Source organism: Buttiauxella agrestis, assembly GCF_900446255.1.
GTDB lineage: Bacteria > Pseudomonadota > Gammaproteobacteria > Enterobacterales > Enterobacteriaceae > Buttiauxella > Buttiauxella agrestis.
Genome location: NZ_UIGI01000002.1, coordinates 67199 through 81425 on the forward strand (window position 1 = coordinate 67199; position 14227 = coordinate 81425).

13 protein-coding genes are annotated in these 14227 nt (G+C 44.4%); 6 read left to right on the forward strand and 7 right to left on the reverse strand.

Annotated features, from left to right (window positions below):
- Positions 1-4: 4 nt before the first annotated feature.
- The 4 genes from tssC to DY231_RS23930 all read right to left on the reverse strand — a co-directional run bounded on the left by tssC (position 5) and on the right by DY231_RS23930 (position 4137).
- The gene (tssC, locus tag DY231_RS23915) at positions 5-1555 is read right to left on the reverse strand and encodes a type VI secretion system contractile sheath large subunit (protein WP_115631986.1); all 1551 of its coding nucleotides are present in this window, start codon (positions 1553-1555) and stop codon (positions 5-7) included.
- A 35-nt stretch (positions 1556-1590) separates the two neighbouring features.
- A complete protein-coding gene (gene tssB / locus DY231_RS23920; RefSeq protein ID WP_115631987.1) occupies positions 1591-2085 on the reverse strand; it encodes a type VI secretion system contractile sheath small subunit in 495 nt (164 codons plus the stop codon).
- Positions 2086-2749: 664 nt separating this feature from the next.
- Complete coding sequence (locus DY231_RS23925) at positions 2750-3634, reverse strand: hypothetical protein (RefSeq protein ID WP_115631988.1); 885 nt, start codon at positions 3632-3634, stop codon at positions 2750-2752.
- Between the two features lie 11 nt (positions 3635-3645).
- Positions 3646-4137: a thermonuclease family protein gene (locus DY231_RS23930; RefSeq protein ID WP_115631989.1), complete on the reverse strand. Its 492-nt coding sequence runs from the start codon at positions 4135-4137 to the stop codon at positions 3646-3648.
- 266 nt (positions 4138-4403) lie between these two features.
- On the opposite strand from DY231_RS23930, the gene dcm reads away from it, so the two are divergent.
- The 5 genes from dcm to DY231_RS23950 all read left to right on the forward strand — a co-directional run bounded on the left by dcm (position 4404) and on the right by DY231_RS23950 (position 8753).
- Entirely contained in the window at positions 4404-5813 is a 1410-nt protein-coding gene (dcm, locus tag DY231_RS23935) for a DNA (cytosine-5-)-methyltransferase (RefSeq protein WP_115631990.1), read from the forward strand.
- Positions 5791-5961 carry a hypothetical protein gene (locus DY231_RS25255; protein ID WP_166672014.1) on the forward strand — a complete coding sequence of 57 codons (171 nt, stop codon included), beginning with the start codon at positions 5791-5793 and terminating at the stop codon, positions 5959-5961. The genes dcm and DY231_RS25255 overlap by 23 nt, the downstream gene beginning before the upstream one ends.
- Before the next feature lie 23 nt (positions 5962-5984).
- Entirely contained in the window at positions 5985-7265 is a 1281-nt protein-coding gene (locus DY231_RS23940) for a DUF1173 family protein (protein ID WP_115631991.1), read from the forward strand.
- Positions 7266-7419: 154 nt separating this feature from the next.
- Positions 7420-7956: a hypothetical protein gene (locus DY231_RS23945; protein WP_115631992.1), complete on the forward strand. Its 537-nt coding sequence runs from the start codon at positions 7420-7422 to the stop codon at positions 7954-7956.
- Between the two features lie 218 nt (positions 7957-8174).
- Complete coding sequence (locus DY231_RS23950) at positions 8175-8753, forward strand: hypothetical protein (protein ID WP_115631993.1); 579 nt, start codon at positions 8175-8177, stop codon at positions 8751-8753.
- A gap of 220 nt (positions 8754-8973) precedes the next feature.
- On the opposite strand, the gene DY231_RS23955 is transcribed toward DY231_RS23950, so the two are convergent.
- The 3 genes from DY231_RS23955 to DY231_RS23965 are packed head-to-tail and all read right to left on the reverse strand — an operon-like array spanning position 8974 to position 11367.
- Positions 8974-10221 carry a coiled-coil domain-containing protein gene (locus DY231_RS23955; protein WP_147295668.1) on the reverse strand — a complete coding sequence of 416 codons (1248 nt, stop codon included), beginning with the start codon at positions 10219-10221 and terminating at the stop codon, positions 8974-8976.
- 5 nt (positions 10222-10226) lie between these two features.
- Complete coding sequence (locus tag DY231_RS23960) at positions 10227-11027, reverse strand: DUF4942 domain-containing protein (RefSeq protein WP_115631995.1); 801 nt, start codon at positions 11025-11027, stop codon at positions 10227-10229.
- 37 nt (positions 11028-11064) lie between these two features.
- Positions 11065-11367 (reverse strand): hypothetical protein, encoded by a 303-nt coding sequence (locus DY231_RS23965; RefSeq protein WP_115631996.1) that lies wholly within the window; start codon positions 11365-11367, stop codon positions 11065-11067.
- A 1526-nt stretch (positions 11368-12893) separates the two neighbouring features.
- On the opposite strand from DY231_RS23965, the gene DY231_RS23975 reads away from it, so the two are divergent.
- Positions 12894-13298: an H-NS family histone-like protein gene (locus DY231_RS23975; RefSeq protein WP_115631998.1), complete on the forward strand. Its 405-nt coding sequence runs from the start codon at positions 12894-12896 to the stop codon at positions 13296-13298.
- Positions 13299-14227: the final 929 nt, after the last annotated feature.

Here is a 14227-nt window from a genome sequence, read left to right on the forward strand (position 1 = left end):
CACCTTAGGCTTTTGCTTTTGGCATCTGGGAAACCAGCGACAAATTGATGTCCATGCCTTCCACCTGGAAATGCGGCACCGCAAAGAGTTTCACGCGGAAGAAGCCTGGGTTGTCTTCGATATCTTCCACCGTCACTTTCGCGTCACGCAACGGGTGTGATGCCTGAAGGTCATCGCCCGGATCGGTCATTTCAGTCACCAGGCCGCGCACCCAGGTATTGAGCTCCAGCTCAAGCAGGCGACGGTCTTTAGTGGTGCCGATATTTTCACGCTGGATAAGCTTCAGATAGTGGGCGATGCGTGACAGCAGGAAGATGTATGGCAGACGGGCATTGATACGACTGTTGGCCGTCGCGTCAGCTGTATCAAACAACGCCGGTTTCTGCGATGAGTTGGCCGAGAAGAAGCAGGCGTAGTCGCGATTTTTGTAATACGACAATGGGATGAAGCCCAGATTCGCGAATTCAAATTCACGGGTCTCGGGGATCATCACCTCAGACGGGATTTTCACCTGATTGCCGGTGCCCAGGTCATACAGATGGATAGGCAAATCCTGCACCGCACCACCCGCCTGTGGCCCACGAATCTGGACGCACCAGCCGTTATTGATAAAACTTTTTACCATGTTGGCAGCAAACGCAAATGACGCGTTGGTCCACAGGTATTTTTCGTGGTCTGGTCCCTTCACTTCTTCAACATAGTTGAAGCTGCGCACTGGCACGGTGTCCGGGCCGTACGGCAGACGGCCCAGCACACGCGGCATGGTCAGGCCGATATAGCGGGAGTCTTCTGAATCACGGAAGGACTTCCATTTAATGTATTCAGCACGGTCGAAGTAGTTACCGATGTCCTTGATGGCCGCGACTTCTTCCATACTGGATTTATGGAAAAACTTCGGTCCGACCGAACCGATAAACGGCATGTGAGCAGCGGCGGAGACTTTTGAGATATTACGCAGCAGCGCAACATCCTGTGAGGACGCATCGAATTCATACGAAGAAATGATAGCGGCAATCGGCTCGCCACCCGGCTGGTCGTATTCCATCGTATATGTGTGATAGTAAAGACCGCTCTGAATAATTTCCGGGGCATCCTCAAAATCCTGGCGGAGGTCTTCTTTGGAGACGTCCAGAATTTCAACCTTCACATTTTGACGGAAATCAGTGCGATTTATAGTGTGCTGTAGTCCCCGCCATAATCCCTCTACGCGCTGGAAGGCCGGGTGGTGCATCACTTCGTCAAGCTGGCGGCTGATCTGGCGGTCCAGTTCAGCAATGTGCTGGTCGAGTAAATTTTTATCGAGCTTTTCGACTTTCTGGCCTGACTGAGTAATCACCTGCATGAAAACCTGAATTCCGGCTGTCACTCGCTCATCAGCAGACGCTTCAGCCATGATGCTGGTGTCCTGATAATCAGTGATATCACCCAGGTTTTTAACGGGAGTCAGATTGATTTTTTCAAACAGTGAAGCGTAAACGCTATTAGGCGGAGTTTTTTCCAGTACAGTCGTTTGCCCTTGTACTGAATGTGTTTCGGTATTTACGGACATCAGCATTCTCTCTGTTAATCCATTAAAAGACTCACCCTGTTTTATTCAGGAGCAAGGGCACTTAATTCGTCGCGTAATTCCTGCGTCAGAGCCGGGTCGATAAGAATTTTCTCAAGCTCTTTTCGGAAGGTAATATTGTCGAGAAGATTAGATTTCAGATCGCGAAGTAAATTACGCATTGCAAGCATGGCGCGGAGCTGCGGTATCTGTCGGGCAACCTGTTCAGGCTCAAAGTCTTTCATTTCCTGGAAACTAAGACTGATATTTTCTTCAGAGCCATCATCAGAAAGTGTATTCGGAACAGAATATTTTAATTCGGGATTTAACTCAGAGAGGACGCTGTTGAAGTTGTTTTTGTTAACATTTAATTTACTTCTCTCTGAGAGAGGGAGATCTTCTTTACCATTACTAAAATCTCCGACAGCCAGCAGTTTCAGGGGGAGCTCAATTTTCTTCTGAGCAGAGCCTGTATGCAGGTCTAGCCGGATGTTTACGCGTGCTTTCGGTATCTCACTTTGAAAGGTCGACTCAGCCATATCATTCCCTTTGTTCTTGAACTGTAGTGATGAATTCCACGAATTTCTTAACAACGCGATGATAGAGCAAACGTCTAACTTAGATCAACTTTACAGATCAAAGATCTGCCATTGGAAAATTCTTAAGAATTTTCCTCTATATGCAAACAAGAAAGAACTCTGCATATGCTGTTAAAGTGGGGTTTGTTGACTGCTTTTAACATGCATGAAAGCGAAATCCACCAAATGTGAATAAAATGGTAGTGGTATGTTGTATGGATGATCTTTAGTTGATCTAAATCAATGTTTTTAAGCGAATGGCTTGGGGCGGGAGTTTGTGATTATAAGTGTGTAAATATATTACAAGAATAGTCTTAAAATAGTCCGAGCGTGAGTGACTTTGATGTTTAAATTTGAATATAAATAATTGTAGTTTTTCGGTACGAAATATTTCTATTATTCACCTCATGAATGAATTTCTCATTGTATGATTTGCTCATCGTTTCAAAGAGACTGTTTATGGATATGAAATTGTCATATTGAGATAAATGTCAAAAAGAATGCAGGAAAGAAGAAGTGAAGCTTTCGTGTGTCGTTGTCGTGAAGAAGAAGGCAATACTCTTCGGGTCATGCTCTCTGTTTCGGTGACAAGAGCTTATATATCTTAATTCGCTAATGACGGAGGTTACCCAATATTTGAACCATTTTGAAGATTGCTATCCCGCCAGTAGCGTTTGGCTGCGGTAACACAAGCTTTGAGTAATACCGTATAGCCATTACTTCCTGGATGAACCACCTCCCCTACATAGTCGAGTAAAAGCAAACTACCCATCGACTTTACTAACTGAAAATCGTGGCTATGTCCTCCATTTTTGACTTCAATATCAAAAGTGGGTTCAGATAAGGGACTGAACGTGAAATTTTTCACGATGGCATAGCATGCGGATCTTCCATTTGTAGAAAGCCATTGGGAGTACCCATCTGCGTCACTGTGGCTCGTGTACTTTTCTTCTGGAAAATGGAATGTGGGCGCCACTGCTCTCGGCTGCGGCCACATTAACCAGCAGCTGTAATCATTGGGCTCAGTTATCAGCCGAACGAGCTCATTCAAAGGGACCTTGTGAGACTCATCCCCCACAAGTAAACCCACAGCTGAAGCCAGCTGGTCTAGATTAATATTTGCTAGAAATGCATCGTGTCGACCGGAGAAACCCGATACCGGGCCAGCTGATTCACCTTGAGAGGAAAGCATTAACCCCATACTAAAACCTTTTGCACTCAGCCAGGTCCACAGTGCAGAGTGACCAGATGAGGAGGCATGCTCCGAAATAGCCGAATTATCGTTGATATAAATAAAGCCTGGTGCTGCCGTTCTGTTTGCCTGAATAACGCAAGGTAAGCTGATACGTCCACCGGATTTCATAACGTGGTGTACGAGCTGGCAGGCTATCTCACTGTGGGTAAGCAAGGTGGTGTCAATATGCGGCCCATCATCCCCCGACTCCAGTTCTGCTAACGCAAACGATTTGAGCTCAATCAGGTCACCCTTGCCAGAAAATAATTCGGTCATGATAGGTCGCCCTATTCCTGTTTATTCTTCTCTTGCTGGCGCCAGACCCACGGAGGAATCGGAGAGGATTCACTCCATAAGCCAGAGTTGGCTTGTTGGGCTTGCTTTTCATACGGCAAATACGCCGGTACGGTAGGTTGTCCCTGATTGCGATAAACCCATGCATGGCCTGAACGAACCATAGATCCATTCATGTTGTACCCATCAAGCCAGATCGTTCCGAGCGTTCTCTTGTAGATATCAACTCCGTTAATCACAACAACGACATTTTTGGATGCTATTGCGCGAGACAGTGCTTTCTTGGCATTTTGCCCCCATGCCTGGTTTTTCTCTGGTGCGTCTATCCCATACAGGCGTACCCGATAATTATTTTTGGCTGAATCCAGGACCTGGACAGTATCACCATCCAGGACTTTAACGACTTTCCCTTCAATTTGCTCCGCAGCAGTGGTGCCGGTGAAAAGTAAAATAAATATGAAAAGTAACTTTTTATCCATTTTCATTGTTTGTCCCCTGAACACCTGAATATGAAAGTGAGGCTGTGGGAGTTCTACGCACTGGTTCGATTATATCACCGGCAATACCGGGGTTATGGCCGTCTGGTACTTCATTATTCAGTCCTGTCTGGATTAATTACGGAACATCCATATAGCCACTCAACCCCCCTCATATTTAAGTGTTTAGCGAAAAGTTGGCATTAACCGGCGCGGTATAATTTTGCAATCAGAGATCATCTGATCTGCAAATAATTATCCTGACTGGAGTTGTCATGCTAACCAAAGCGTCTGAAGTGAATGGTAATGCCCTGTTAGTCCGTGTTTGTGAGATATATGGGGCAAAGGCAGTTGCGGAATTACTGAATCAGCGCAATGAACGGAATTTTTCCTCCCGCGACATTAACAACATGGTGGCATCAGCAGACAGCTCGGTTCTTGTTCCAGAAGACCTTGCTCAACTCAATGACTTGCTGCCTGCAAAGCCAGCTAACTATGAGAAAAGTACTTTTCGGTTTATTGACTTATTTGCGGGAATTGGCGGGATCAGAAACGGTTTCGAATCCATTGGTGGCAAATGCGTTTTTACAAGTGAATGGAATCCCTATTCTGTCCGTACATATAAAGCCAACTGGTACTGTGACGAGAACGAGCATGTTTTCAATCAGGACATCCGGGATATCACACTTAGCCATAAGCAGGATATTACCGAGGAGATGGCCTACATCAACATTGACCAGCAGATACCTGACCATGACGTTCTTCTGGCCGGTTTTCCCTGTCAGCCATTCAGCCTGGCCGGTGTGAGCAAAAAGAACAGCCTCGGACGAAAGCATGGGTTTGAGTGCGACACGCAGGGCACATTGTTCTTTGACGTCAGCCGCATTATCAGGGCTAAACGCCCTGCCATCTTTGTTCTTGAAAATGTGAAGAACCTAAAAAGCCACGATAAGGGAAATACTTTCCGAATCATCATGAACACCCTGGATGAGCTGGGATATGACGTTTCTGACGCCGGAGAAACGGGGGCCAGTGACCCGAAGATTATCGACGGTAAAAACTTTCTTCCGCAGCATCGAGAGCGAATTGTGCTGGTAGGTTTTCGGCGTGATCTTAATATCAGCAAAGGGTTTAGTCTAAGTGATATTTCTAATGAATATCCTGATAATAAACCATGCTTTAAAGAGTTACTTGATGAATATGTAGATGATAGGTACATACTTACACCAAAGCTCTGGGAATACCTATACAACTATGCAAAAAAGCATAAGGAAAAGGGTAATGGATTTGGTTTTGGTCTCATTGAATCTAGCGATAAATCAACGATTTGCAGAACTCTCAGTGCGCGATACAACAAGGATGGAAGTGAAATACTGGTTAATAGGGGTTTTTGCATGTTAACTGCTGAAAATGATTTTAATAACACAGAGAACATGCTTCGTCGTCCACGCCGATTAACGCCAAGGGAGTGCGCACGAATAATGGGATTTGAACAACCGGGAAAAGAGTCCTTCCGGATGCCCTGCTCCGATACCCAGTCATACAAGCAGTTCGGTAACTCCGTCATTGTGCCGGTCTTTGCCGCTGTAGCACGGTTGTTGGCCCCTCGCATTCAGATGGCCGTGGAGGGGAAGTCCATCACTGAGGAAAAGGAAGAGCGGGATGAATTATTACGAGTCAGCTGAAGGGGTAAAAATTACAGAGCAAAGAGCCCTTAAGGAGATAAAAAATCATGGATGCCCGGACAGCGAGCTGTCGCACTTTTATGAGGAACTGGGTAAGCATGAAGAATATGATGCACAGGCGGTTTTAAACTGGCTGGGATATAGCTAACAGGTAATGACCGGGGTATAGCCATGGGACAACTTTATAATGTGAATATTCAAATTGGAGACAATGTCAGGTCATTCTCTCCCGCATTTCAGACTGAGGAAAAGTATGCATCCGGCTGGAAATCGACGCTTGAGAAAATCCATAAACGAAACGGTCTGGATGTCGTCGTGTCCTGCGGTTGTAAGGGAAAGGGTAAGAAATTCCTTTGCGTAAGGCACTACGCGTCAAGTGATACCTATCGCCTTGCCAAGTACGCAAACACGGGATTCGAACATGAAGCGCAATGCATGTATTTTGCGCTGGATGACAAATCAACCGGTCTGAAGGGTTATCAGCACGGGGTGGTCCGTGAAGGAAATGACGGGCTCCTGGTCGTAAAACTGAATTCCGGGCTAAATGAAAAAGACCCGACCACCGAAGAAACCCCGGCCAGGCCTCCCGCTCAACGTCCAGAGGGCGGTCAATCACAGATGACGCTCGTTGGCCTGCATAGTCTGCTATGGACTGAAGCCTGTCTTAATTGCTGGCACCCTGGTATGGCTGGTAAGCGCAGCGATTCGCTTGTTCGACACCGGCTGCTGGAAGCAGCTCAGGGCATCAGGTGCGGCAAGACTGTCATTGCCGATATTCTGTTGGTAGGCACAGATCCCAATTCAGCCCAGGCAAAACTTCAGGATAAGAAGATTGAAGGTCTGGCAGGTAGCGGCAAGCGACTACTTATTATGTCCACGATGGCGCGTTATGATGCTGAGCGACATGAGAAGGAATTAGCGTTCCTCCCGCTACGCCAGTTTGGTGGATTGCCTCTGGCCCTCTTTTCGTCGTCCATTCAATGGGCAAATACGATCAGACGTTTCCCGTCAGAGTACGCTGCATGGAAATCAGGTGAGCGAGTAGCGGTACTGGCACTTACCTCCGCGCCCGATAAAACCCGGAGGGGTCATTCAGTTCGGGTGAATCAGATCGCATTACTGCACGTAAGCAAAAACTGGATACCGCTGGATTCATCGTATGAACAGTTAGTGGCCGATAAACTTGATGCCGAAAATCGTAATTACCTTAAACCCATGCGCTTTGATGCAAGCCAGGGGGAGGTATTCCCGGATTTCGTGCTGGTTGACACGCGTTCTGATTCTCCGTTCCCACTTGAAGTGTTCGGTATGGCAACTCCTGCATACCTGGCCCGAAAGCAACTCAAAATGGACTACTACAACCGGCAATATGGACCCTATGGCTGGTGGTACTGGGATGCAACATTAGAAAAAAACCGAGAATCCATACCTTCATTTCCCGAAAAGAAATAATATCACTGAATGGCAGTTACCTTGAGACCACTGCCATTGTCATTGCCATGGTCAACATTACTGGGGGCCAGAATCAAAGAGGGCCGCCGTAACCTTGCAGGTTTATCCGTAGTCAGTTTGTTTAATCCATCAAAATGATCAGGTTTATTTGAAAATGAAAACAACCGGTGATAGCAACAATGTTGTAAGTAATGGTTATTTGAAATGGGAAGAACTCCCCATTCCAGTTATTGGTGATGGAGAGAGATTTTGCGAAACTCTGGTTGCTAAGTACTTTTGGGATAATCGAGAACTTAGTGACTTACAAAAAGATGAAGTTAAATGGGCTATCAATGAATTCTCGGGGCGATTGCTTTTGCTGCCCAGGGTAACAAGAGAGTTTTTGGCTATGCTGTATGAGCGCAGTGAGGAGATTAACGTTCGATTCCCGGATAGCCGTAGTGTCTATTTGTTAGCTGTATTAAAAACATACCCGAGTGCTCAGGAAGAAATAGATTTACTCTCGGCTTCAAGGCTTATAACAATAGATTCTGATGATAAATCAGTGGGGGATAACAGTCTTCAGGAAATCGGCATGCAGATGTATGGATTTACATCCCCACTGCTAAGTGAGTATTTTTATTACTATGTAAAAGACCATGGTTTGTCATTTAGAAAAATTATTGGTGAGATCAACCTTTCAGAGTTTTGAGTTACCTGCAACAGTGAATGGTATTGGCAACTAAGCAATAGTAGTTTAGCTGCCCGGGGGATTTGGTAAAGTATCACTATTAATCCCTGCGTGGTCATTTAAATGCGTATCAAATTCAACTTAAGAATCAAACCGATATGTAATTTATGGCCGCATTTTAGCTTAGAGTAAATACTGAACTATGCTTGTAAGCATGATTTAAATCGTAGGCGACTATCATGCTAAAATTCCTGTTTAATTACCTCTTCAACAAACAATCCTATCGGCTGCCAAAGCCTCCGGCGAATGTCGGGACATACGATTACAAGAGTAACCCAGAGGATTTGAAAGCTGATAAAGAATTCGTGTTTGCATGGGCTGAATTTATCAGGGGCCAGCTTTTAAACCCGATCAACTATATCCAGCAACCGCTATTCAAAACATTCATAAACAGTCATGAAGTGCGCGGGTATATATATGGTCATTTGTGTCAAGCCTTGCTTGATTACCAATGCATTCATGACATGCCTGATAGCCGAGGTCACGCAATTCTATCGGCATGCTATTACAATGTTTTTCACGTGCAGAGTGACTGGTACAGGAAAGCCACGCTGGACCTGTTAAATGAAGAAAAATTTAAAGCAGGGGAAAGAGTTGGGCAGTCGGACTATCATGCCAATAAACTCAGTAAGTCATTAAAATTCCGGAACCTTGAGAAGATGGTGATTTTGATGCTGCCTGTGAATGAGGCTTATGGCGTATGCCGAAAAATGGGGTTTAATCCAGATGAGTATTTCAAATTTGATTATGACATATAGTCACATACCGGGATTTGGTAATTAAATTCGTATGAATTTGGAAAGATGCTATTAAAGCGAAACGCTGGCCTGAAATACGGACTACTGTCGAATTTTATGATACTCACGGTGCGCCTTACCAGACGCACCTTTTAACGTGCCGTATGCCATCGGTAACTATAACGACTCGTCATCCCTGTCGCCCTGGCCCACTCAGCAGAAAAGTTACTTTTCGTGAAGGCTATTGCTGTTTGCCCTGGGCAAGCATGCCAATGGTTTGTCGTAATGATTCTGAAATGGTTTTTTCAGCTGTTAACAGAGCTGCATTGGCCCGGATATCATCCTTAAACTGTTCAATCATTTTACTCATACGTTCAACTTCAGTTTGTGATGATGCCAGTAGCGCGTTGTTCGCTTCCAGTTCGGTGCTTGCCGTACTCAGTTGCCCCTTAAGGGAGACGTTATCCGCCTGAAGACGTGAAGATGCAACTTCTGACTGTTCCACCTGGCTCTCAAGTCTTGTCACTGAGGCTTCCAGCGTCACGATCAGTTTTGAATGCTCAGTCTGCACAGATGCTGAAGTGACCAGCTCCTTTTCCAGTCGTTCATTTTCCGACTGCAATTTTTGCTGTTTAGCATGCAGTTCACTGTTCTCGCCTGACAGTCGGTTATTTACCTCTTGCAGGGCGTCCCGGGATTTCGCTGTGGCATCGTGTTCACGTCTGACGTTTTCAAGCTCAGATTTACGGTCATTTAAACTACCGGCTAAATCCTTGTTTTCCTTAACCAGCGACCTATTAGTCTCAACTTGCTGGTTGAGCTCTTGTTTCCGTTCACTATTCTGCTGGCGTAAATCAGCAATGGTTTGTTCAAGATAGTGTTTGGCCTGGATAGCCTCACTGAGGTCCCGTGACAGAATCTCATTAGTTTGCTGTGATTTACTGAACAGTTCGTTGAGCTCAACCAACTGAGCTGAAAGGGTGTTTTCTGCTTCCGTGACAAGAGTAAGTTGTTGTTGTGTTTTTTCCAGTGAGAGCTGATAGTCGGCCAACTGCACTTTGAACTCAGCGCACTCCTGTTGGAATTGATCCCTCTCATTCTTAATAATTGACAGGTTTTGAGTTTCAATTGAGCTAAAGCTCATTTGGTAATACCAGTTCACATAATTAAACACCTCAAGGATGGTATCTTGAATTGCAGGCGGGATATTTAACCCTCGTACATCTGCCGGTGTTTTTTCAACGTAATCTTTATATGCCTCATACATCTTTGATGCTTTTTCATAGCTTCCGCCTGTAGCTTCGCGAATGGCATGAATCTTGATGAAATTTTGAACATTCTCCTGCGAAACGTTCTCATCTTTACGCATTCTTTCGATGGCCGTAAAGTAATGATACATACGGAGGGAGGTATTCCTTTTCTCTTCCTTTTGCTTCTGCCCATCGCCGTCTAATTCAGGTGGAAGTAGTAATTTATTCACCGATGTCATTTATATTATCCTTTGGCCGGGAGCTGGCCTGAAAAGTAGTGGCTGATAAGATCATTCAAACTACTGATGAGAGACTGATCATCTAAAAGCACATGAACATTTCCGTTAGCAAATACCTTGCAGCGCCAGCCGGTGCTATTCCTGATTTCTCCGGTGCCCTCTTTATCACGAAGGGCTAATAATAAATCAGTCATATCAGTACGTGGCCCGGGAGTCTGCTGGCCGGAACAAATACAAATGATATTTTCCAAATCCCGGATACTGGCTGAAGTTTGCGGCGCCCAGCAATTCCAGGTGCGCAGGGGCAAGGGTTCAAATACCCTAGGCAAAATCAATTTAGAAGTCATTGTAAACGTTTGAGTATTATTCTTATAGGTGCGATTGAGTCTCGTCAGCAATGTCACGAAACCTTCTGACAACGTATCTTTGCGTCTGGCAATGGCATCGCGTAACGTTGATTTAAGCACTGCCAGGGATATCACTGGCGGCTTTTCCCTGAGCTGTTCATAAAACGCCCTGGTTTGCTCATGATTCCATAGCCGATCCAGCTTCGTTTCTTTGAATACCTTTTGCCAGCATGTACGGTCGATATAACAACGGCCCATTTCCAGAGTTGACTCCAGTGACTCCGGCAACCCAAAAATGTTCGGTTTCATGATATCAGGGTGAAAGAGGGAAATTTCGGCCAACGCAGAAGCCTCAGCAATCAGACGCATTCCCTGTTCAAATTTCTGCATGGCTTCATCACGCCTGGCAGCAATTTGCTCAGTTCTGGTGCTGTAGATGAGCTGGTTATCATTGTTCATACATGCCCCTTGCTACGATGCTTCATGATGACGGACATCAATCCACCTCATGTTCTTGCAGAAGAACTACATCACCGACTACAAAATCCTTTGAATGCAGATTGCCGCAGTTATGACCAACCTGGGAAGCAAGCATGTTGAACGGTTTTTCCTTTTGCTTGCCGTTGGAGTCGACAATCATGAACTTGTAAAACTTGCCATCGATGTTAAATGCTCTCAGCCCTACAAACTCAAGATGACCACCAACCAGATCATTCAATTGGTGGACCATAAACTTGCCCTGATCCCCCTCTCCTGTTACTTCAAATGCCTGCCCGTCAGTACAAATTTTGATACCCATGTAAATTCTCCTGCTTCTGGGTAGTGACGCCGCGAGATTCACAGAATTCACACAGCGCACATTATAGTAAATGATTTACTAGAAACTATTCACTGGAAATTTAACATACGTTCAATAAAACCTAAGGGGGTTTACGGCATCATTTTGATTATTTTTTGGTAATTTAAAATGTGTAGTAAAATCAATAAGTTGCATGTCAGCTTGAGGAGTTTAATGATAATAATACTACATAGTTCGTTTTGTGAGCATTTTTCTCAACGTGACAACGTCACAGCCGGTAAATAGTGAATGATTTATTAGGAACTGAAGCCGCAATGCCGTCATCTGTCCTTGGCCGCAGGTATGCCCTATAAGGTTGAAAAAGACATGCGTGAGTTATTGGCCGGAGAGCTTAGGAATGGCAACCGGCTGCGATGGCCGAATTAATAGCTTCTGCTGCTGATTGAGCTGCTGGATTGGGGAGGTTCAAGATCTGAGGCTTCCATTCCCAGTCGACGTAGACAGGATGACCTGCACAAAGCCAATTGTTTGCTGCCATTATGGATAACTCTCAATATTTCGTCTTTAAGCGATCTTGCACCGAAAATAGCGATGTTAATATTTGTGCTGAAGGAATTTTCTTCATGGTTTTTGTTCCATAGGGTGAAGTCGAGTTATCCATTATTTGATAGGACACATTATGTACACATTGATTCTGGTATTGAGCATGACGGTTCGCGAAGGCGTATCAACAGAACAAATTACAGGTTATATAAGTCTGGATAAGTGCAAAGAAGCGGCAGCAACAATAGTAGGGGAATCTCATAATAGAGGCTGGCTTTGTGTTAAAGAACCAGGGTCAGTCACGTCTCCAGCAATTCATTAATATATGTTAAATACGGAGTCAATAATGTTACAGGTCGCATTGTTCATGGTATTGATTTACACGGCAATTTATCATTTGAATTCTGGTCGTTTGATAAATATTCATCAATCATTTAAATTGATTTTTTACACCCCAATCTTATATTTAGGTTTACTTTTGCTCACTGCGAACTTATGCCTGACCGTTCTATTAAATGCTGATCTCACATCTACGGATGGGATTCAATCTGAACTAAGTGTTGTAGCAACCTCGAGGTTTTTGCAGACATTTGACACAGTTAAAATGGGATTCTTTTATCTAGGGGTTTCATTGATTCCAATATCAGTGATTGTGAAACTGGGTATTTATCTGTCTTTGCGCCTCAGATAGTTGAATGCGATTTGAGAACGCATCACCTTCACTTCATACGTTATTGAGTTTGGAGGAAAGGGTAAGGTTCATTTATGTGTACATGCTTAGTCAGTAGAACCTTACTGCGACTAGCTCATGCTAACAATGATTTGTTCGATATGCCCTCAAATCAACATAAACATCGGTTGGTTTCTAAGTATTTACTCAAGAAATAGCCAAAAAATAATGTTTCAGTCTCATCTTCACGTTATAAAGCACAGACTATGGTAAGCTTAATACCGTGAATTTAATTTATTCTTTGTGAGGTTATATGTCAGAAGCAATCAAATCATTAAATAACATCCGTACTCTTCGTGCTCAGGCTCGTGAACTGCCACTGGAGGTTCTCGAAGAAGTACTCGAAAAGCTTACTGTTGTTGTTGAAGAACGTCGCGAAGATGACTCTGCAAAACAGGCTGAAATAGAAGAACGCAATCAGAAACTTCAGACTTTCCGCCAGATGATGGAAGACGAAGGCATCAACCCTGAAGACCTTCTGGGTGTATTTAGCGCGAAGTCTGACAAAGTTAAAAAAGTTCGTGAACCTCGTCCAGCCAAATATAAATATACAAATGAAGATGGCGAAACTAAAACATGGACTGGTCAGGGTCGCACTCCAAAGGCTTTGGCTAAGCAGTTGGCAGCAGGCAAATCCCTGGACGAATTCCTGATTTAAAGAATCGTTATCATGGCAACATTTTTAACTCTATCCTCAGAGTTCGGATGTTGCCATTTTTTTTCTGTTATTGAACAACGTTAATCCTTTCATTTGTTTTGGCTAATTTCTCTTCTTCTCTTCTGTGTCAATTTTCTTTAGTCTGGTTTTAAACTTCAAAACCATGCTTTACTTTCGTACTTCATCGGGTCCGCTTGGAAAAAGGAAATTATCCTCCGTTAAGCGTTTTAAGCTAACGGGTGATTTGGGGTTTGAAGTCCAGTGATGTAAAAAACCACGCTAAGCAGTATCAGAAATCAATTTTGATACGAGCCAGTCTCAAAATTACCAAAACACGATATTTGGAAACGATTTTTTGCCCCATATATACAGTCTCAAAAATTATGATATTTCAGACTGTTAGCTTCTTAACGTGGTTTTTCGCACGGTTGGCCCTCGCCCCCCTATTAAGTCTTTTTGATATGCCCATTTGTCCACCAGTGTCGCCAGCCCGGAATGGCTACCGTTAACCAACCAAGATCGTATCACAGGGTGTTAAAAGAATTTTCACGTAACACTCGATTTAACGGGTTTTAAAGATTGTTGATCGCTTCTATGTCTTTGCCTGTGCCGTAAGGAGCGATGTAATGCACTGGCCTGGTTAAGTTGGCCTCAGTAACACCTGGTATTGAGTGAAAGTTGCTTTGCGTCCACCCATCCACAGTCCGGGACAGGCAACAGTCGTTAAAGATAAATATCCGAGCAGAGCGTTAATACCTGGTGGTCATCCCCACCCCAATGGTTAGCCGTCAGGAATACAACAAAAAGAACACCTGATTTTGATGATACGAACGGATCACCGACCTACTGAAGTCCCCGTTACCGACATAACGGCCAGTAAGGGGAATTTTATGCAGTTCGTCGTCGTTCATTTCTTTCCATAATCGGCA